Annotated in this window: 20 protein-coding genes; 17 read left to right on the top strand and 3 right to left on the bottom strand. The window is 34.0% G+C overall.

Annotation, left to right across the window (positions count from 1 at the left end; translation table 11 throughout):
* Positions 1 to 58: 58 nt before the first annotated feature.
* Both ACLTBU_RS02515 and yjeM read right to left on the bottom strand, forming a co-directional pair.
* Positions 59 to 382 carry a hypothetical protein gene (locus ACLTBU_RS02515; protein ID WP_249333709.1) on the bottom strand — a complete coding sequence of 108 codons (324 nt, stop codon included), beginning with the start codon at positions 380 to 382 and terminating at the stop codon, positions 59 to 61.
* Between the two features lie 66 nt (positions 383 to 448).
* On the bottom strand, positions 449 to 1,945 hold the full coding sequence (gene yjeM, locus ACLTBU_RS02510; protein WP_412217368.1) for a glutamate/gamma-aminobutyrate family transporter YjeM: 1,497 nt from the start codon (positions 1,943 to 1,945) through the stop codon (positions 449 to 451).
* A gap of 131 nt (positions 1,946 to 2,076) precedes the next feature.
* On the opposite strand from yjeM, the gene ACLTBU_RS02505 reads away from it, so the two are divergent.
* Both ACLTBU_RS02505 and ACLTBU_RS02500 read left to right on the top strand, forming a co-directional pair.
* Positions 2,077 to 2,619, top strand: a complete 543-nt coding sequence (locus ACLTBU_RS02505) for a hypothetical protein (RefSeq protein WP_412217366.1) — start codon at positions 2,077 to 2,079, stop codon at positions 2,617 to 2,619.
* Between the two features lie 87 nt (positions 2,620 to 2,706).
* Positions 2,707 to 3,987 (top strand): glutamate-5-semialdehyde dehydrogenase, encoded by a 1,281-nt coding sequence (locus tag ACLTBU_RS02500; protein WP_412217364.1) that lies wholly within the window; start codon positions 2,707 to 2,709, stop codon positions 3,985 to 3,987.
* A gap of 56 nt (positions 3,988 to 4,043) precedes the next feature.
* Here the strand turns inward: ACLTBU_RS02500 and ACLTBU_RS02495 are convergent, their stop codons facing one another.
* Positions 4,044 to 4,802, bottom strand: coding sequence for a DeoR/GlpR family DNA-binding transcription regulator (locus tag ACLTBU_RS02495; RefSeq protein WP_177670928.1), 759 nt, complete (start codon positions 4,800 to 4,802; stop codon positions 4,044 to 4,046).
* A 134-nt stretch (positions 4,803 to 4,936) separates the two neighbouring features.
* Here ACLTBU_RS02495 and ACLTBU_RS02490 point away from each other — a divergent pair, with 134 nt between their 5' ends.
* The 15 genes from ACLTBU_RS02490 to ispD all read left to right on the top strand — a co-directional run bounded on the left by ACLTBU_RS02490 (position 4,937) and on the right by ispD (position 19,625).
* The gene (locus ACLTBU_RS02490) at positions 4,937 to 6,199 is read left to right on the top strand and encodes an MFS transporter (RefSeq protein WP_412217362.1); all 1,263 of its coding nucleotides are present in this window, start codon (positions 4,937 to 4,939) and stop codon (positions 6,197 to 6,199) included.
* Between the two features lie 11 nt (positions 6,200 to 6,210).
* On the top strand, positions 6,211 to 7,050 hold the full coding sequence (locus ACLTBU_RS02485) for an MBL fold metallo-hydrolase (RefSeq protein WP_412217360.1): 840 nt from the start codon (positions 6,211 to 6,213) through the stop codon (positions 7,048 to 7,050).
* A gap of 199 nt (positions 7,051 to 7,249) precedes the next feature.
* Positions 7,250 to 8,476 carry a putative glycoside hydrolase gene (locus tag ACLTBU_RS02480; RefSeq protein WP_177670931.1) on the top strand — a complete coding sequence of 409 codons (1,227 nt, stop codon included), beginning with the start codon at positions 7,250 to 7,252 and terminating at the stop codon, positions 8,474 to 8,476.
* A gap of 13 nt (positions 8,477 to 8,489) precedes the next feature.
* Positions 8,490 to 8,909, top strand: a complete 420-nt coding sequence (locus tag ACLTBU_RS02475; protein ID WP_412217358.1) for a hypothetical protein — start codon at positions 8,490 to 8,492, stop codon at positions 8,907 to 8,909.
* The gene (locus ACLTBU_RS02470) at positions 8,900 to 9,874 is read left to right on the top strand and encodes a hypothetical protein (RefSeq protein WP_412217356.1); all 975 of its coding nucleotides are present in this window, start codon (positions 8,900 to 8,902) and stop codon (positions 9,872 to 9,874) included. Before ACLTBU_RS02475 ends, ACLTBU_RS02470 begins: the two co-directional genes overlap by 10 nt.
* A gap of 133 nt (positions 9,875 to 10,007) precedes the next feature.
* Positions 10,008 to 10,865 (top strand): diadenylate cyclase CdaA, encoded by an 858-nt coding sequence (gene cdaA / locus ACLTBU_RS02465; RefSeq protein ID WP_249333698.1) that lies wholly within the window; start codon positions 10,008 to 10,010, stop codon positions 10,863 to 10,865.
* Entirely contained in the window at positions 10,858 to 12,216 is a 1,359-nt protein-coding gene (locus ACLTBU_RS02460) for a YbbR-like domain-containing protein (protein WP_249333697.1), read from the top strand. Before cdaA ends, ACLTBU_RS02460 begins: the two co-directional genes overlap by 8 nt.
* A 108-nt stretch (positions 12,217 to 12,324) precedes the next feature.
* Complete coding sequence (gene glmM, locus ACLTBU_RS02455) at positions 12,325 to 13,674, top strand: phosphoglucosamine mutase (RefSeq protein ID WP_412217353.1); 1,350 nt, start codon at positions 12,325 to 12,327, stop codon at positions 13,672 to 13,674.
* A gap of 123 nt (positions 13,675 to 13,797) precedes the next feature.
* Positions 13,798 to 14,889, top strand: coding sequence for a hypothetical protein (locus ACLTBU_RS02450; protein ID WP_249333695.1), 1,092 nt, complete (start codon positions 13,798 to 13,800; stop codon positions 14,887 to 14,889).
* A gap of 296 nt (positions 14,890 to 15,185) precedes the next feature.
* Positions 15,186 to 15,419 carry a hypothetical protein gene (locus ACLTBU_RS02445; protein WP_249333693.1) on the top strand — a complete coding sequence of 78 codons (234 nt, stop codon included), beginning with the start codon at positions 15,186 to 15,188 and terminating at the stop codon, positions 15,417 to 15,419.
* A gap of 129 nt (positions 15,420 to 15,548) precedes the next feature.
* On the top strand, positions 15,549 to 16,454 hold the full coding sequence (locus ACLTBU_RS02440) for a ribonuclease Z (protein WP_177670939.1): 906 nt from the start codon (positions 15,549 to 15,551) through the stop codon (positions 16,452 to 16,454).
* A 137-nt stretch (positions 16,455 to 16,591) separates the two neighbouring features.
* A complete protein-coding gene (locus ACLTBU_RS02435) occupies positions 16,592 to 16,804 on the top strand; it encodes a hypothetical protein (protein WP_249333691.1) in 213 nt (70 codons plus the stop codon).
* Between the two features lie 21 nt (positions 16,805 to 16,825).
* The gene (gene tsaD, locus ACLTBU_RS02430; RefSeq protein WP_177670941.1) at positions 16,826 to 17,848 is read left to right on the top strand and encodes a tRNA (adenosine(37)-N6)-threonylcarbamoyltransferase complex transferase subunit TsaD; all 1,023 of its coding nucleotides are present in this window, start codon (positions 16,826 to 16,828) and stop codon (positions 17,846 to 17,848) included.
* A gap of 11 nt (positions 17,849 to 17,859) precedes the next feature.
* Positions 17,860 to 18,927 (top strand): PIN/TRAM domain-containing protein, encoded by a 1,068-nt coding sequence (locus ACLTBU_RS02425; RefSeq protein ID WP_177670942.1) that lies wholly within the window; start codon positions 17,860 to 17,862, stop codon positions 18,925 to 18,927.
* Between the two features lie 17 nt (positions 18,928 to 18,944).
* A complete protein-coding gene (ispD, locus tag ACLTBU_RS02420; RefSeq protein ID WP_249333689.1) occupies positions 18,945 to 19,625 on the top strand; it encodes a 2-C-methyl-D-erythritol 4-phosphate cytidylyltransferase in 681 nt (226 codons plus the stop codon).
* Positions 19,626 to 19,931 lie beyond the last annotated feature (306 nt).

The raw sequence follows: 19,931 nt of genomic DNA, 5'->3' as shown, positions 1-19,931 counted from the left end.
TTAAAATGCGTCATAAAATAATAAAAAACTTAAAAATAAAAAGGTGAGTAGCTAAAGACTACTCACCTAATATACTTTCTAAGCCTTCGAAAAGTTTATCACTTGAAGCTGCTTTCACCTGTAATTCATAAGGGTTAGAAAGGTGGGCTGCTAAAAGTTCATCTAAAGACTCAAATGTAGATGCCCCATACTTATCAATAAAAGAACTCATAGCATTCTCATCTTCTAAAGATTCTAGCTCATCTAAGATTGTTTCTAAAGAGGTTTCTTCAGTAGCTTTATAAGAAGAGGCCGTACCTATAAGTTTTCCAAGGCTCATAGTTGGCAAAGGTTCATCTAAAATTATACTTAACTGACTTATTTTCTTTTTCTTTGATTTCATAATAGGTCCTCTGATGTCTACATGTTTTGAACCTATCATATATCAAAGTTTATTTAAAGACAATAGTTACTTAGTTTGTTTAGATTCATAGTTTTTATACAGAAGAAAAGCAATGAGTGCAAAAAGTAAAGGACCACCACCTGATAAAAGAGTATCTAGCCAGTTACCTTTTGCGAGCCCTGGTTCGATAATAGAAAATAAGTTCGCAAATCCAATAACTACTGTAACAATAATAGAAGCAATGAGGGCTAAGGTATAGGATTTATAAATTTCAAAAGGTTTTTGAATGCTGTCTTTTTTCTTAAAGAATGGGAAGGCAGCAGATAAAAACATATAAGGAATAGTCATAGCTACATTAGTCATTATCACTAATTTATTAAAGAAAGCAGAGGCATTATCACCACCAAAGGCGACAATTAAAATGAGGATAATAACAATAACTGCTTGTACATACATAGCATAGACTGGCATATTATTTTTAAGTTCACTGAATTTCTTAGGCCAAAGTGCCTTAGGTGTACCTTCAATAAGCTGTTTTAGTGGTGAATAGATTAAAGTGAAGAAGGCACCTGTTAAGGCAAGAAACATAGAAAGACCTACTAGTCTTGCGACCCACATACCTATGGTAAGAGCTGCTTGAGGGTTAGCTCCTAAGGAACCAGCAAGCACGACTCCCAAGTTTTCCATTACAATATAAGTTACATTGGCTGTATTTACACCCGGTAAAGAGAGAATTTCTTGCCAGTTAATAAAAGTACCTATCATAAAAATACCTAAGGCATATCCAATAGAGATAACAATAGCTGAAATAGTAACACCTAGAGGAAATGTTTTTTCGGCATTCTTGGTCTGGTCTACAAGACCACCTACAGCTTCGATACCACCATAAGCAAAGATAGCATAAGTAAGGAAAGAAACAGTAGAAAGACCAGATTGATAAGCTGGATTAGGGGATACAGCAAAATCATGTAATCCATTAAGAATAGGTTGTGCAAACTGTCCACCATTTAAAATAAGTACAATAAAGCCGCCTAATAGAAGAACCACATTTAAAAGCATAACAGCAAGTCCACCTACAGAAGTAACTTGCTTGATTTTATCAAGCCCTTGTGTAGAGATAAAGGTAACAAGGATAATCCAAAGCACAGCAAGAATACCTAACCACATAGTAGGTTTCAGACCAAAATAAGTAAGGTTGTGAGTAAGATCTGCTCCAAAGATAGCATTAGAAAGAGGTACCCAGATAGTAGAAGATACATTAACTTGCCAAACAAGGTAGGAAGCATACCACATAAAAGTTCCAATGAAGGCGTATTTAGGACCAACAGAACGTTCCATCCAAGAATAAATACCACCTTTTTCCTGCTTATAAGCTGCACCATATTCAGCCATCATAAAAGCATAAGGCAGGAAGAAGAAAAGTGCCCCAATAAGATACCAAGGAATAGCAGCATAGCCCATAAGAAAGAATGCTCTTGGCATATTGGCAAACCCATATACGGATGTAAAAATCATTAATACTAGTGAAAATAAAGTCAGTTGTTTCTTTGAATCAGTTGACATCTTAGTCCTCCTTAGCAATTAATAAACTATTATTAGAGTGCACTAAAATGCAAAAAATATGTTAAAAACCTCAGATTATGTATATAATAGAAACGACAAAGACTAAATGAAGCTAAGCGGAGGAAAATGAAATGAGAGTACTTAATACCAAGAAGAGTATTTTAGAATATATTGCCGAAGCACAGAAATTAGGTAAAGAAGGCATAGATCCAGATCGTATGGCAGAAATTTATAAAGAAATTTATGATGCCATAGAAGCTATGAGTTCTAATGTTAAGGCAAATACTATTGTATTTCTTAAAAATGAGCTTAAAAAAGGGATTGGTAAATATCAGCCTGTAGACCCAGATAAAAAAGAAGACTATTTTATGGAATTCTTTAAAGAGGCTTATCCAGAAGGAAAACGTAGAAAAGAATATACTTATACACTTGTAGATCCTAGTAAGATTACAGTAGATCAAATTTTACACACGCTTAAATATATCAATAGCTACTGTAAAGATAACCGTATCTCACAAGATCAGAAAAAGTCTATCATTCCAATGATAGAAAGAATAGCAAGAACCGATAGCTTAAAACATATTAACCAAGTACGTAGTATGGAGTACTTAAGGAAGGCAGTACGTGTACGTATTGAGAAGTCTCCTAAAGGACACATTGTTACAAGATGCTAACACGTCATAGAAAAGAATTGATCTATTAAAGGGGTATGTATAAAATAGCATTAAATTAATATCGGTATAAAGTAAGGAGTTTAAGTTATGAATATTTATGAAGCAGCGAAAAAAGCAAGAGAAGCCTCTATTATATTACAGGCAGTAGAATCAGATGCTAAAAGAAAAGCATTAGAAAGTATTAAAGAAGCTTTAGAGGCTCATCAAGAAGCAATCTTTAAAGCTAACCAAGTAGACATTGAGATGAGTGAGGCCCAAAATGTGTCGATGCCAGTACTTAAAAGGTTGCGTTTTGATAAAGCTAAGTTACAAGATGTATTAGATGGTATTGAAAGTTTAGTACATATGGAAGAGCCTGTAGGCAAGGTACAAATGCAAACAGAGCTTGATGAAGGACTTATTCTAACACGTGTATCTTGTCCAATTGGCGTAATTGGTGTTATTTTTGAATCAAGACCAGATGCACTTGTGCAAATTTCAAGCCTTTGCTTAAAGAGTGGTAATGCTGTACTTTTAAAAGGGGGGAGTGAAGCTAAAGAGACAAATAAAGCTTTATTTGAAATTATTAAGAAGGCTTCAGAAGAAGCAGGTATGCCAGAAGGATGGATTACACTTATGGAGACAAGAGAAGAAGTAAGTGAAATCCTTAAAATGAATAAAGAAATTGACCTACTTATCCCAAGGGGTTCAAATGAGTTTGTACAATATATTATGAGAAACTCTGATATTCCAGTTATGGGTCATGCTGATGGTATTTGCCATACTTATGTAGATGAACATGCAGATCTTGATTTAGCTGTAAAGGTAGTAACAGATTCTAAAACACAGTATGTATCTGTATGTAATGCTTTAGAAACTTTACTTGTTCATGAAAAGGTAGCAAATGACTTCCTTCCACGACTTAGAGAATCTCTTGAAAGCAAAGGTGCTACTATTAAAGGATGCGCTAAAACACGTGCTATCATTGAGTGTGAAGAAGCTACAGAAGAAGATTGGCAAACAGAATACCTAGATTATATTTTATCTATTAAAATTGTAAGTAGCTTAGAAGAAGCGATCTGTCATATCAACACTTATGGTTCAGGTCATACAGACTGTATTGTATCAACAGATGAAGAAGCTGTACAAAAGTTTATGATGCTTGTAGATTCAGGAAATGTATTCTGCAATGTCTCTACACGTTTTAGTGATGGATTCAGATATGGATTTGGGGCAGAAGTTGGTGTAAGTACTTCTAAAATCCACGCAAGAGGCCCAGTAGGTATTGAAGGACTTCTTATTTATAAATACAAGCTTTTAGGTCATGGTCATATTGTAGGAGATTATGCATCTGGAGTAAGAAAATTTACACATAAAAAATTAGTTTAAAACTATAAAAAGAAGCAGCTACAAACGAAATGTTTGAGATGCTTCTTTTTATTTCCCTAAGGAAGAGGATAAATAACTTCGCAATTTGCTCTACTGGCTATTTCCATAAGTGAATGAGGAAGGACTTTGTCAGTAATGAGATAATCAATATTCTGATAAGCACTTAAATAAAATTTATAATTCGTATAAATCTTGCTGTTATCACAGAGCATAAGAGAAAGCTTGGCATTTTCAAGCATCTGCTTTTTAACTAAGGCCTGCTGCATACTTGGTTCATAGAACCCTTTTTCATCTAAACCGCTGCAAGAAAGGATACATAAGTCTAAATTAAATTGTTTGATATACTCTAGAGCAGACTCACCTACGATACCACTTGAACCTTCACGGCTATAGCCACCAGTAATAAAGAGCTCGGCTGTTGTATTTTGCATAAGTGCATAAGCTGTTTCGATACCATTTGTAACAATTGTAAGATTTTTGTAGTGAGCTAACATAGGACAGAGCTGCAGCACTGTAGAACTAGAATCTAGAAAAAGAGACATGCCATCTGTTAGAAAGTCTTTGGCTAAATGACAGATAGTAAGTTTTTGTGGTATATGCTCCTTATTGCGGAGTTTAAAATGTTTTTCTTTGCTATTCGTCATAAGAAGCCTAACAAAACCTTTTTCTCGTTGTACAAGTCCCATTTCTTCAAGTGTAATTAAATCACGCCTAATTGTAGAATGACTATAGGCAAGTAGATTCGATAAGTCTGCTATGGCTATAGCTTTTTTTTGTTTTAAAATCTCCAAAATATGTTCTTGTCGTGTATTCAATGACCCAATCCCCTTATTACGTTCATAAAAGATGAATTATTTTTCACTATTTTAAGCGTTTTATTAAAAAAAATCAATACAGCGTTCAGCTCTTTAAATTCTAAGATGAGGCTATAAAATAAGGGGGAAGGAGAGTGAATAACTTGCAAATTACAAATCAAAAAATGCTCAGGAAACTTTTTTGGATAAGTTGGATTGCCTATTTCATTTCTTATATAGGAAGATTGAATTATGCAGCTTCTATGATAGAGATTGGACAGAGTGAAGGCTATACAACTATCCAGCTAGGTGCTGTAGTAACAGCTTTATTTATTACCTATGGTATTGGTCAGCTTATAAGTGGTATAATAGGGGATTATTATTCACCGAGAATTTTAGTAGGTATGGGACTTATAGGGTGTAGTCTTTGTAATGCACTTATGTTTGTATCTAATAGTTATTGGCAGCTTATTATAATATGGGGATTAAATGGCTTTGCTTTATCGCTTATATGGCCACCTATGGTGAAACTTTTTTCAAAGCATATGTCAAAAGATTATTTACATAAAAGCTGCTTTAATATACAAACTTCAGTAGCGCTAGGAACATTTGCTACTTATGTACTGTGTTCAAGCTTACTTATAGTATGGAACTGGCGTACTATTTTCATAGTAACAGCTCTTTTCTTAATGGGAGCCGCAGGAGCTTGGAACAAAGTCATTAGAGAGATAGAGATCTATGCTGATCAGAATGGTGAGGTAGAAGAAGTACCCGATATACGAGAAGAGAAGAAAGAGATAGAGAAAATAAATGAGAAAGCATCTTTCTTGAAGCTTTCTGTAAAATCAGGCTTAATGATTATTTTAATAGCGGTTCTTATTATGGGATTCTTGAAAGATGGAATTATGACTTGGGTACCGCAGTATATAACAGATACTTTTGGAGCAAACAGTTATTTTTCCATATTTCTTACAGCATTCTTACCACTTGTTAATTTATCTGGGATTTATATTATTAAATATATTAACAGCAAGAATAATGGAGATGACCTTAAAACAACAGCTTTATTTTATGGTGTAAGTACAGTGAGTTTATTGCTACTTGTACTTGTAGGTAGAAATAGTATGTACTTATCCGTATTTTTCTTTGCTGTTGTTACTTCATGTATGTTAGGAATCAATACTATTTTAGTCAGTATCTTACCAACTTACTTTATTAAATATAATAAAACTTCCTTTGTTGCAGGTCTTACTAACTGTGTAACTTATTTAGGAAGTGCTTTATGTGGGTATGGGCTTGGTGCATTAGTAGAAGGTTTTGGATGGAATGTAACAAGTATTGTGCTAGTAGGTATTTGTATATTAGGTATTGTGGCAGCAATACTTGCAAGACCGCTATGGCAGAAATTTAAGCAATAAAGGAGAACAAAATGAAAATTAAATACTTAGGAACGGCAGCTTACGAAGGTTTCCCAGGATTATTTTGTGAATGTGAGGCTTGTCAAAAAGCAAATGCAGAGGGTGGAAAGAATATACGTTTACGTGCAAGTATGACGATTAATGAAGATACACTAATAGATTTTGGACCAGACATCTATATGCAGAAACTTAGATACAACTTGAATCTAGCTAATATAAGACACTTTATTATGACACATTCTCACTCAGATCACTTTAATCCGTTTGATTTGATGGCAAGGAGTGAAGGTAACTACTCACATTTTCAGGGCGAGAATAAAGGTTCTAAAATCAATGTATATGGAAATGAAAAAGTAAAAGAGTTTTTTGACTTTGCTGTAAAAGTTGAATTTGGTGGTCATCAAGACTTTATGAATTATATAGAAGTTGTACCTTTTAAAACTTATGAGGTAGGAAAACTTAAAGTGACACCACTTCTTGCACAGCATCAGCCAGATGAAAAGTCGCTTATTTATCTTATTGAAGAAGAGAGAAGAACTTTATTATATGCTAATGATACAGGGATTTTTCCAGAAGCTACATATGAATATCTTCAAAATGTAAAATTAGATGTAGTAAGCTTAGACTGCACACATGGTGCACGTTATGCAGGAGGTTCGGGGCATCTTGGTCTTGAAACATGTGTGCAAACAAAAGAACGTTTACTTAGTATGGGTAGTGCGTGCGAAGAGACAACTTTTATTATCACGCATTTCTCACATAATGGTGGTTTATGCCATGAAGATTTAGAAAAGGTTGCTATACCACATGGTTTTGCCGTAGCATACGATGGAATGGAAATGAAAATTTAATAAGTGTTAAGGGCTATTGTTCAGATCTAAAAGGATTGAGCAATAGCCTTTTTTTGATAGATAAGAGGCTAGTATCGTATAAAAACTACAGAATTGGCAATAATTCACAAATAAACATTTAAATTGTGTAAAAAAAGTTAATCGTCACTCAAATTAAAATATGTTATAATTTATTATGAGGTAAAGGAGCGTTGTACTAGTGAAAAAATATAAGGTCAAACCCTATCAAAGTTATTATCATTATAAACGTCAGAAGATGATGAATAAAAGAATTCTTTGCGCTGTTGTATTACTGGGCCTAGTTTTTGCTGTACTTATTAGGACACATAAAATAGAAATTCAAGATATGAATAAACTATTTAACAGTTCTAAAGTAGCCGTATTAGAAGAAAGTACACCTGTTTATTTAGAGCAAGATTCGGTTCAATATGATGTACATATGACGCCAACTAGTGTTAAAGGAGTTTACTTACCTGCCACTTATATGTCACAGTTAGATACATTAATTGAACTTGCAAAAGAGACAGAAGTTAATGCAATTGTTATAGATATTAAAGATGATAATGGATACCTCACTTTTAAATCAGATAATCCTGCTTTAGTGGGGGCTGTCAAAGATAAACCTCTTATCTCGGATATTGAAAAAGTTATGAATAAGCTTTATAAGGCTGGGATCTATCCTATTGCGCGTATTGTAAGCTTTAAGGATAATGTAAGGACAAAATCTAATCCTGAAAAGGCTGTAAGATGGCAAGATGGTACACCTTTTGCTACGAGTAAGGGGGAGAGGTGGCTTAATCCTTATGATAAGGATAACTGGGATTATCTCTTGGAAATTAGTAAAGAAGCTATTAATTTAGGCTTTAAGGAAATACAATTTGATTATATTAGATTCCATGAATCTATGGAGGGGAAAAACTTAGATTTTCCGGATAATAAGTCAAAAATTGATATTATAACAGAATTTACTCAGTACATGTATGAGCATCTACATTCATATGGTGTAGTAGTATCAGCAGATGTGTTTGGAACAATTATTACAAGTAAAGTAGATGCAAAAATTGTTGGACAGGATTATGCTGAGTTATCTAAGCATTTAGACTATATTTGTCCAATGATTTATCCATCCCATTATGGAGAAGGTTCTTTTGGCATTACTTATCCTGATCTGTATCCATATGAACTTATACTAGAAGTAATGCAGTATTCAAATGCCGTTATAAGAGATATACCTAGAAGTGAGAGAAGAGCTAAGGTAAGGCCTTGGCTACAGGACTTCACAGCATCTTGGCTTGGCACTTATCAGCAATATGAGGCAGAACAAGTTAGAGCACAGATTTTAGCAACCTATGATGCACTTGGTAAAGAGTGGTTACTATGGAATGGGGCAGGAAAGTACCATAGTGATGCTTTAGAAGAAGAATAGGGGGTGAGGGTATATGGATGAGAAAAAAATTATTTTAATGTCAAAGCTAGCAATAGAAGAGAAAACATATTTAAAGAACGATGAAAAGATTACAAGTTACTATCCGGAAGACTACGTCTATATGAATAATTTTAAAACACGGTGTTTAGTAGTGCTTTTAGTAGGTATAGGATGTATAGGACATATTTTTATGCGTATCCGGTTAGGTTTAACATTTCCCACTACAGTACAGGAAGTTTTTTCGGATTATATTATACCTTATGGAGGAACAGTAATATTAGTAGTATGGATTTATACTATTTTATCAACATGCGTTTATAAAAAGCGTTACACACAGGCCAATAAACGTATAAGTAACTACAGAAAAACATTAAGAGAATTAGAAGAGTATGAAGTAGATAAAAGCAAGGGGGGGAATGGCGTATGCAACTAGATGAAAGAATATTGATTATAAGAGATAAAGTGCTGCAGTTCTATAAAATATATGAGAAGGTTTGGATAGGAATGGCCAAGTTTCTAAGTATGCTTCTAGTGATGGTAGCCATTACTAGGACCATTGGCTATGCTCCCACACTTACAAGATCGTACATAATAGCTGCTTTAGCACTAGTAAGTACCGTGCTCCCTGCACAATATATAATGTTGGAGATACTAGGAGTTAGTGTCATTCACTTACTACACTTTAATTGGATTATAGGGGGAGTAGTACTTGTTATTTTTATCAGTTTATATATTTTATTCATTAGGCTATATCCAAAGGAAAGCTTGCTCATTGTTTTAACCATGTTAGCTATGAAGGTTGGATTATTATGTATGCTCCCTATTGTAGCGGGGTTGTTTGGAGGACTTGGCGCAATCCTTGCGATATTAATTGGGATAGTAGGACATTTTTCTTTTACATCTTTAGAGATGATGCTCCAAAGTTTATTAAAAACTGAAGATCTAGTTGTATGGATTCAAGAGAATTTAAATCTTTATATAACCCAGATTTTTTATAATAAAGAATTACTAGCAATGTTAAGTATATGCCTAATAGTATTTTGTGTTGTATACATTATTAGAAAACAGGTCATAGACTATGCACCTTATTTAGCAGTAGTTATTGGTGGAGTTATGAATATATTAGGTTTTATACTAGCGGAGCTTTTCCTAGATATTTCAATGAATACATTTTTATTAGTATTTATGACTATAATAAGTGTAGTGATTGCACTGGGTATTCAATTTGTATCAAGACCAGCAGATTATTCAAGAAGTGAGTCTATACGGTTTGAAGATGAGGATAATTATTATATGGTGAAGGTTATACCGAAAATGCAGGTAAGGAAAAGTGTAACGAAAGTACAGAAGGTATATATTCCACCTAATAGAAACGAAGAAATAAATATGGAAGAATAAAGAGACACTTGTTGTCTCTTTTCTTCTATCCTAGCAAAAAGGTAGCTATAATTTTTTTATACAAGTAACGGCTGTAATTTGAATATAATCATGATATAATAAAAACAAAATATGTAAAAAGGGGTTGCACTACTTGGATGTTATAGGAGAAGCGTTAGACAAGATTGGCTATCTTAGTATTCCTCGCATTGGTATAAGGGATATTATTGATATATTAGTCGTGGCATTTTTCTTTTATAAAGTGTTAATGTGGATTAAGGATACAAGAACATGGGCACTTTTGAAAGGTGTTGTGATTATTATTGTCATTGCAGTAGTTGCCTTTGTTTTTCAACTGCATACAGTATTATGGATTATTTCAAATGCTATTACACTAGGAGCAATAGCAGTCCTTGTTCTATTCCAACCAGAACTTCGAAGAGCCTTAGAGCAGATTGGTAGGGGAAACTTTTTAGGATCTATCTTATCAACAGAAGAAGTCAATAGACAAGGTTTATCTGAAGAAACCGTAGATGCTATCGTAAAGGCTTGTATGCAGATGGCAAAGGTAAAAACAGGAGCATTAATTGTTATTGAGCAAGAAACAAAATTAGGAGATGTAGAAAGAACGGGTATACCTATTGATGCAGTTGCTTCTAGTCAATTGCTTATTAATATATTTGAGAAGAATACACCACTTCATGATGGAGCAGTTATTATCAGTAACAATAGAGTTACAGCAGCAACTTGCTTCTTACCACTTAGTGATAGTTTAGAAATCAGTAAGGACTTAGGGACAAGACACCGTGCGGCTATTGGTGTATCAGAAGTTACAGATGCAAGAGTAGTTGTTGTATCTGAAGAGACAGGCAATATTTCTTATGTAAAGAATGGTAAAATTAAAAGAGGTCTAGGAGCAGACGAACTTAGACGTATTTTAAGTACACATAAAAAACGTAAGAAACATGATATTAAAATGGTCCTATGGAAAGGAAAACAAAAAAATGAATAGATTTTTTTCAAATAATGTAGCATGGAAAATCATTTCTCTTTTGTTAGCAACCTTACTATGGTTCTTTGTGATAAACTATCAAAATCCTGAGCTCACACAAGAAATTAAGCATAATGTTACCATTCGTGGTATTAATGAATTAGAAGCTAAAGGTTATGTATTGGAAAATGAAGAGCAACTAAGGAATATGCAAGTAAGAATTTTACTTAAAGGCCCGAGGTTAGAAATGGAAAGGTTAAAAAGTGATAATGTCCAGATCGATGTTAGGCTAGACCTTACACAATACGCTAATTTATTGACTGAGGAGGATGCAGTTTCAATAGAAAAGCCTATTCAAATTACAGCGCATACCAATATTGAAGGGATTATAGTAGAAGATATACGTCCTAAAACAGTAGGAGTAGTTTTTGAAAGAGAAGAGCAGGCTACAAGAAATATTCATTACACTATTCAAAATGAAAGTAATAGTGAGTATGCTGCACTTGACCCAATTTTAAAACCTACCACAGTAGAAATTAGTGGACCAAAGAGTAGTGTAGAGAAAGTAGAAACTGCACAAATTAATATCAATGTAGATAATTTCTCAGAAGATGTACTAAGCTATACAGTACCTATTATACTTTTAGATGAGCAAGGAGAAGAAGTAATAGGGGTTAAGAAGGTTCCTGAATATGTAGAGGTTACTTTACCAATTGGTAAGAAGAAACGTGTTCCATTAGAGCCTCAATTTAAAGGAACATTACCCCCAGGTTACATTAAAGCGAATACACTTGTAAGTCCACAAGAGATTACTATTGTAGGTAAGGCTGCTATTGTGGATACTATTCAATCTATCAAACTTGAGAAAATTGCATTAGATAATGTTATTCAAAGTAATAATTTTAGGACAGATTTCATTTTGCCAGAGGGTATTGAATATATTGATAATATTGAGCCTAAAGCTACTGTAACCTTAGAAATTCAGAAAGAAACAGATTATAACTATCAGGTTCCAGTAAGTGAATTAAATCTACAAGTTATAGGATTACCAGAAGGTTATACTTATGAAGTAATAGATGAAACTGTAAGTATTGTATTGGCAAGTACAGCAGAAAAATTACTTGCATTTAAACCAAGTCAAATACAAGTAACGGCAGATTTTTCTTCAATGCAAGATATTATAGCAGGGGAATACCGTATACCATTACAAATTGTAGTACCCGATGAATTTAAAGTAGTCAATGTACCTGTATATATGAATATTCTCGTCAATGCACCAGTTGACGAGGTGCCAGTAGAACCTGAAGTGCCTGTAGAAGGTGAGGAAGATACAATGGTAGATACACAAGACCAACCTATAGTTGAAGAATAAAATATAAAGGCTACCATTTTATGGTAGCCTTTTGTGAAATAAGACCTGCATTAAATTCTTATGTATGTCGTACACTGATAATATATCAAAGAAAGCGAGACGAATTTTATGGGAAAATTATTTGGGACAGATGGCGTACGTGGTGTCGCTAATAGTGAGTTAACTGGTCAATTAGCTTTCCATTTAGGGCAAGCTGGAGCATATGTACTTACTAAGGAAACAAAGAAGCAACCTAAAATTTTAGTAGCAAGAGATACAAGAATATCAGGAACCATGTTAGAATCTGCATTAGTTGCAGGCATTTGTTCAGTAGGTGCTAAGGCTATTTGTATAGGTGTTATTCCAACACCAGCAGTAGCTTATCTTACTAAGGAATTAGGAATGGATGCAGGTGTTATGATTTCTGCTTCTCATAATCCTTTAGAGTTTAATGGTATTAAGTTTTTTAATGCGGAAGGATACAAATTGAGAGATGAATTAGAAGATGAAATAGAAAATCTCATTGTATCTAGGCCGGATAGTATTCCGCTCCCTATAGGTGAAGAAATAGGAACATGGCAAAACGATCATAGTGTAATAGAAAGTTATATTAATTTTGTATGTGATACCATTCCAGGAGACCTAAAAGGTATTAAAGTACTTGTGGACTGTGCAAATGGGGCAGCATCTGAGGTGGCACCTCTTGCATTAAGACAGTTAGGTGCTGAGGTAGAGGTTATTCATAATAAGCCAAATGGTGTTAATATTAATAAACTATGTGGTTCTACACATATGGAAGACTTAAGTAGACAGGTAGTAGGAAGAGGTATGGAAGTTGGGATTGCCTTTGATGGTGATGCAGATAGATGCTTAGCAGTAGATGAAGCTGGGCAGCTGATTGATGGGGACCAAATTATGAGTATTATTGGTTCAGATATGAAAAGAGATGGCAGACTCAAAAAAGATACTATTGTAGCTACGGTTATGAGCAACATAGGTTTGAGTATTATGAGTAAGAAAGAAGATATCCATCTTGTGCATACGCGTGTAGGAGATAGATATGTATTAGAGAATATGGTTAAGCATGGTTATAACTTAGGTGGTGAGCAGTCAGGTCATGTTATTTTCTTGGATTATAATACAACGGGTGATGGGCTTATTACCGCTATTCAGCTACTTTATGTTATGAAGAAAACAGGAAAGAAATTAGGTGAACTAAAACAAATTATGGATGTATACCCACAGGTTTTAGTCAATGCACATGTTAAAAATGAAAATAAACATGCTTATTTAGAGGATTTAGAGATTCAAGAAGAAATTAATAAGCTGGAAGCTCAGTTTAAAGATGAAGGACGGATCTTAATTAGACCATCTGGAACAGAGCCTTTAGTACGTGTGATGATAGAAGGAAAAGATAAAAAAGTTATGGAAGCGGCGGCTAAAGAGCTTGCAAAACTTATTGAGAAGAGATTAAGCTGATTGATGCAAAAAGACCTACTGATAAGAGGTCTTTTTTTATACAAATTTATTGAATTTCTATTTATTAATATTCTAATAATATGTTAATATTAAAGAAGATAGTTTGTATAAGTCGGTGAGTATATGAGAAAAAAGATAGTACATATCATAATAGGTATATTATTATTAGGAATAGGGATAAGTTTAATAAAAGAATACCGTATAAAAGAAGCTATGCAACTCACACAAGAAGATATATTAGAGGACCATTTTTATGATCAATATGAATGGATTAGTGATAGATTTGTAAGAAATAGCTTTACGAATGAAGAACAGGGGGTGCAAGATGAAGAAAGTATTTTTGCAAGCCTTAATTTGTTATATATGGAATATTTATTAAACGATAATAATCGCATTGGTTTTGAAAAGGTTGTACGTTTTATGCAGGAAAATCTATTAACTGAAGAAGGATTAGTAGGTTTTGGGGCTCATAAAGATTTGGATTTAGGTACGATGGAAGTGATAGAGAAGACTTCTCTAGCAGATAATCTTAAATTTTATAAGTTACTTACTAAGGCTTATTTGGCATGGGGAGAACCTTATTATAGTGATTTAGCAGAGAAAATAGCAGAGAAAATTCAGCCGTATAATATAAAGAATGGTAAATTTGATTTACGTCATGAAGGTGAAGCAGAACATGGAGAGATTGAGCTTTATGAGTTAGATTTAAAAGGACTTGCTTTATTGGCAGAGGATCAGATGCTTCAGAAAGATATTTATAAACAAAGTAAAAAAATACTAAAAAATGCTTATATACATAATGAACTTCCTCTTTATTACAGTAGCTATGATTATATAAATAAAGTTTATATAGAAACAGAAAGAATAGATACATTAGAGAGCTTACTTATTGTGAAAGAGCTAGCAGAGAATAATGGATTAAAAAAAGATACAGTTAAATGGCTTAAGAATCAGCTTAAATCAGGTGGTATTTATGAGCAATATAATACGCATACAGGTATTGTAACAAGCCATGAAGAGCGTATTTCTATTTATGCTGTTGTAGCACAAATAGGTAAGGTGGAAGGAGATATTGAGCTGTATACATTAGCTATGGAAAAAATGTTAAAATTTCAAGTAAAAGATTCTAAAAGTGAGTTTTACGGTAGCTTTATAAATAAAGAAACAGGTAAGGCAGATTGTTATGAAAACTTACAAGCTTTGCTTGCTTTTTAAAGTAATAAAAAATAAGCGATAGGGACACTATCGCTTTTGGAAATAGATATTTAGGGTTTTAATATTTATACAATTAATGTTGGGGTTTTGAGATAATGTTCAATGGGGAGGAATCAACAATTATCTCAAGCATAGTTTAAACCGATTGAACCGAAGTTATACAACAAAATAAATAAATTAAAAATAAAAGAGGCTGTAAATATTACCTATATACTTAATGGGGGGAAGGGGTATATAATAAGATTAGAGATAATGCTTGAAATAACAGCCGTATGAAGCGGTAGGGGGTGCCGGAAGTGCAAGGTGAAGTGAAGTGCAATTGTTGTGGACAGCCTATTAAAAAGATAGATGGGCGAAACTATGAGGATTATTTACATGTAAAAAAGACATGGAGTTACTTTTCCTCAAAGGACCTTACAAAGCATTCATTTAACATATGTGAAGCATGTTATGATAAATGGATTAAGGATTTTGCCATACCAGTTGATGAGGCACCAGTAATTGAAATCTTTAATTGTGAAGATGAATAAATTTAAAGACGTATGAGATAGACTATTTCATACGTCTTTTTTTATAAAATGCTCAAATATAGGCACAAAGTTGTAACACTTGTCATAAAAGGATATAATACTATTATAAGTACAGAAAGGATGTATAGAATGTTAGATATTTGTTTATTAGGAACAGGAGGCATGCTTCCATTGCCGGAAAGATTTTTGACAGCAATGCTTGCAAGGTATAATGGAAGAAAGCTACTTATAGATTGTGGTGAAGGTACTCAAGTTACCATGAAACTTTTAGGATGGGGATACAAAACACTAGATGTACTTTGTTTTACTCACTATCATGGAGATCATGTTACGGGACTTCCAGGCTTACTTTTAACTTTAGGAAATGCAGGAAGGCAGGAACCTTTAACTATTATAGGACCACCGGGATTGAAGAAAATTGTAGATGGATTAACTGTTGTATGTCGTGATATCACTTTTGATCTTAATCTTATTGAGCTTCCTTATGAAAAACAAGAGTTAGTAGTAGGCGAATTCCATATTTCCGTACTACCTGTTCCGCATAAAGTACCGTGTTTTGCTTATACCATAGAAGGCAAGAGACAACCTAAGTTTGTAGTAGATAAAGCAAAAGAGAATAAAGTTCCACAAAAATACTGGAAAATGCTTCAGTTAGGGAATGAAGTTGCTGAAGATGGTAAAGTTTATACACCGGATATGGTATTAGGTGAAGCTAGAAAAGGAATTAAGGTATCATACTGCACAGATTGTAGACCTATAGATGCTTTAACAACTTTTGTACAAGATGCAGACCTTTTCATATGTGAAGGTATGTATATTGAAGACGAATTAGAACAAGTGAAAAAGTATAAGCATATGTTAGCGAGTGAAGCCGCACGTGTAGCAAAAGCTGGAAATGTAAAAGAATTATGGCTTACGCACTTCAGCCCAGCAGTGCCAAATTCTAAAATAGATATTACGAATATAAAAGAAATCTTTGCAAATACCATAGCAGGTAAAGATCGCATGACAAAGACTATAGGTTTTGAAGAGTAAGAGTTATTGAAGATATTATGGTAATGCAATATGATCAGGGGGTTACGCCAGAAGTTATAGAACAGACGTTAAAGGCATTGGAGATGCTTTATGGTGAAGAGGCATTAGGGTGTAACACTTATCGTAGCTAGTTAGAGTTGATAGAAGAAATTAGGATTAATAAAGAAGCAGATGTATACCTAGTAGGAAATACAATAGACGCTCTTACATTTCCCACCTTAGAGAAAGCGTCTATAGAAGTTACACATGAAATGACTAAAGAAATAGAAAAAAGGCAATATACATTAATTAAGCAAGATGGACTATGGAAGGTTCATAGCTATAAGGAACTTGCTAAAAGTGAAAGATAAGAAAGCGTTGGAGGAGTAAAGATGAAAGAAACAAAAATACTCGCTATTGAGACATCTTGCGATGAGACAGCAGCGGCTGTTGTTGTAAATGGTAGAGATGTACGTTCAAATATTATAGCAACACAAATTGACTTGCATACTAAGTACGGTGGTGTTGTACCTGAAATTGCGTCAAGGATGCATGTGGAGAAAATCAACTATGTTATTAATGAGGCACTTGAGAAAGCAGAAATGACTTTAGATGATATTGATGCTATTGGTGTAACATATGGGCCAGGGTTAGTAGGTGCATTATTAGTAGGTGTTGTAGCAGCAAAAGCACTTGCATTTACTAAGAATATTCCTTTAGTTGGTGTCCATCATATAGAAGGACACATTGCAGCTAACTATATTCAGCATCCTGAACTTGAGCCTCCATTTTTATGTCTTGTAGTATCAGGTGGACATACACACCTGGTTAAAGTTAAAGACTATAATGAATATGAAATTATGGGTAAAACAAGAGATGATGCAGCAGGAGAAGCTTATGATAAGGTAGCAAGAGCCATAGGTCTTGCTTATCCGGGTGGACCAAAGATTGATGCTCTAAGTAAGGAAGGTAATAAAGAGGCTATTAAATTCCCTAAAGCTATGATTAGTGATGGATATGATTTCAGCTTTAGTGGACTTAAATCAGCAGTACTTAATTATGTTAATAGTGCCAAAATGAAAGATGAGCCTATTAATGTAGCAGACATTGCAGCAAGTTTTCAGCATACAGTAGTAGAAGTACTTGTTACGAAAACAATGGCACTTGCAAAAGCAGAAGGAATTACTAAAATTGCTTTAGCAGGTGGAGTTGCAGCTAATAGTGGTTTATGCGAAGGAATGAGTGAAGCATGTAAAAAACATGGATTCACACTTTACCATCCAAGTAAGATTTTATGTACAGATAATGCAGCCATGATTGGTTCAGCTGCATATTATGAATATTTAAGGGGATCAAGAGCAGACATGACATTAAATGCTGTACCTAATTTGGCAATTGGGCAAAAAGCATACTAAGGGGGAACATAATGCAAAAGATTATAAGGTTTTTAGCCTCGGGGATTATTGCAGGTATTGCTGCTGTTACAGTTATAGACTTAGAAGAAAAGCAGATTATTCCGCCAGACCTTGGAAGTACATTAGAAGGATTATTTAAGTTTCTCTATGAATATAAAGAACTTATTGTGTTTGCAGTAGTTTTTGGTCTTATGTTTATAACATTTGGTGCACTTATAGCAAAAATATTAGCACCAAAAGTAGAGAGAGCACTTATTAAACATTCTATGCAAGAAACACTTATGTATATTATTGGACTCGCTATAGGTTTAGGAATGGCAAACCTGCTTGGAGCACCTCTATTAAGTGGAAAATCAGGAATCATCAACGTACTATGGGGAATTTTCTTATATCTTGGGTTAGGCTATATAGGGGTATATATTGTTCATATAAAGAAAGAAGAGATGAAGGGATGGTTTACAAAGAAAGATTCAAATACTTTAGTAAGCGCACCTAAGATTCTTGATACAAGTGTTATTATAGATGGACGTATTTTAGATATTATCAAAACGCATTTTTTAGAGGGGAAGATTATTATTCCAACTTTTGTACTAGATGAACTACGCCATATTGCAGATTCCTCAGATAAACTAAAACGTAATAGAGGACGAAGAGGATTAGATATTCTTAATGAGATTCAAAACCTAAAGAATGCCCCTATAGAAGTTATGGAGATAGATTATAAAAATATTAAAGAAGTAGATGTGAAGCTTTTAAAATTGGCAGATCAGATTCAGGGTGTAGTGGTAACGAATGATTTTAATCTTAATAAAGTAGCGCAGTTACAAAAAGTAGTTGTACTTAATATTAATGATTTGGGGAATGCTGTGAAACCTGTAGTACTTCCTAATGAAGAAATGGTTGTTACGATTGTAAAGGAAGGTAAAGAGCAGGAACAAGGTATTGCTTATTTAAATGATGGGACAATGATTGTTATAGAAGGTGGCAAAAAAGCTGTAGGTGAAACTAAGACGGTACTTGTTACAAGTGTGCTTCAAACTTCTGCAGGGCGCATGATTTTTGCTAAAATCATTAAGTAGGTAAAAGGAGTTAAGGAATGAAATATATATCAGCTATTGTTGTTGCGGGTGGTAGTGGTTCACGGATGGGAACGAGTACTAAAAAGCAATATTTAAAAATTAAAGATAAAGAGATTCTTGTCTATACAGTAGAATGTTTTCAAAATATGCCAGAGATACAAGAGATTGTTGTTGTAACAGGTAAGGAAGATATAACTTATGTAGAAAAACTTTTAAAAGATACTTATAAGCTTAATAAAGTAAGTTATATTGTAGCAGGTGGAAAAGAAAGACAAGACTCTGTCTATAACGGTATACAGGCAGCTGATGAAAAGTCAGACTACCTTGTTATCCATGATGGAGCGAGACCACTGATTACCAAAGAGGTTGTGAGGGCAGGGCTAGATATGGCTTATGCTCACAGAGCAAGTATTATTGCTGTACCTGTAAAAGACACTATTAAGCTTGTAAGTAAAGACGGTAAGGTGGAAGATACACCAGATAGAAGTTCTTTATGGTCTGTTCAGACACCACAGATTTTTGAGAAAGAACTCATTATCCATGCACATGAATATGCCAAAGAGCATGGATTAAGTGTAACAGATGATAGTATGCTTGTAGAAGCGATTGGTGTACCTGTATATATTGTAGAAGGTGAGTATACCAATATTAAAATAACAACCCCAGAAGACCTTATTATCGCTGAGAAAATGCTTTAATAAAGATGTTGTCATACGTCAATATAAGGGGAAGCACCTAAAGAAAAGAAAAAAACGAAAAAAGTTTTAAAAACATGTTGACGTATGACAAATGTCATGTTATATTAATTAAGCAGTCGGGGCGCAGCAAATGCCACGGGGCAAGCAAGAGTAATAAGAACTGAAAAAAGTAAAAAATAACTCTTGACAAATACTAGAACAGTTGATAAAATGTTCTAGTGTCGAGTCGAAAAAGACTGACAAGCTAAATAATATGGAGAGGTGTCCGAGTGGTTTAAGGAGCTGGTCTTGAAAACCAGTGACTCC

This window comes from Zhenhengia sp. (assembly GCF_046966505.1).
Taxonomy (GTDB): Bacteria; Bacillota; Clostridia; order Lachnospirales; family Cellulosilyticaceae; genus Zhenhengia; species Zhenhengia yiwuensis.
The sequence above is the reverse complement of the archived record's forward strand: the minus strand, read 5'-3'. Positions and strand labels throughout refer to the sequence as shown.

What these genes read in the sequence shown, in the direction of transcription:
- ACLTBU_RS02515 (WP_249333709.1), bottom strand. Translation starts at nt 382, where the DNA reads ATGAAATCAAAGAAAAAGAAAATAAGTCAGTTAAGTATAATTTTAGAT.
- yjeM (WP_412217368.1), bottom strand. Translation starts at nt 1,945, where the DNA reads ATGTCAACTGATTCAAAGAAACAACTGACTTTATTTTCACTAGTATTA.
- ACLTBU_RS02505 (WP_412217366.1), top strand. Translation starts at nt 2,077, where the DNA reads ATGAGAGTACTTAATACCAAGAAGAGTATTTTAGAATATATTGCCGAA.
- ACLTBU_RS02500 (WP_412217364.1), top strand. Translation starts at nt 2,707, where the DNA reads ATGAATATTTATGAAGCAGCGAAAAAAGCAAGAGAAGCCTCTATTATA.
- ACLTBU_RS02485 (WP_412217360.1), top strand. Translation starts at nt 6,211, where the DNA reads ATGAAAATTAAATACTTAGGAACGGCAGCTTACGAAGGTTTCCCAGGA.
- ACLTBU_RS02475 (WP_412217358.1), top strand. Translation starts at nt 8,490, where the DNA reads ATGGATGAGAAAAAAATTATTTTAATGTCAAAGCTAGCAATAGAAGAG.
- ACLTBU_RS02470 (WP_412217356.1), top strand. Translation starts at nt 8,900, where the DNA reads ATGCAACTAGATGAAAGAATATTGATTATAAGAGATAAAGTGCTGCAG.
- ACLTBU_RS02460 (WP_249333697.1), top strand. Translation starts at nt 10,858, where the DNA reads ATGAATAGATTTTTTTCAAATAATGTAGCATGGAAAATCATTTCTCTT.
- glmM (WP_412217353.1), top strand. Translation starts at nt 12,325, where the DNA reads ATGGGAAAATTATTTGGGACAGATGGCGTACGTGGTGTCGCTAATAGT.
- ACLTBU_RS02450 (WP_249333695.1), top strand. Translation starts at nt 13,798, where the DNA reads ATGAGAAAAAAGATAGTACATATCATAATAGGTATATTATTATTAGGA.
- ACLTBU_RS02440 (WP_177670939.1), top strand. Translation starts at nt 15,549, where the DNA reads ATGTTAGATATTTGTTTATTAGGAACAGGAGGCATGCTTCCATTGCCG.
- tsaD (WP_177670941.1), top strand. Translation starts at nt 16,826, where the DNA reads ATGAAAGAAACAAAAATACTCGCTATTGAGACATCTTGCGATGAGACA.
- ACLTBU_RS02425 (WP_177670942.1), top strand. Translation starts at nt 17,860, where the DNA reads ATGCAAAAGATTATAAGGTTTTTAGCCTCGGGGATTATTGCAGGTATT.
- ispD (WP_249333689.1), top strand. Translation starts at nt 18,945, where the DNA reads ATGAAATATATATCAGCTATTGTTGTTGCGGGTGGTAGTGGTTCACGG.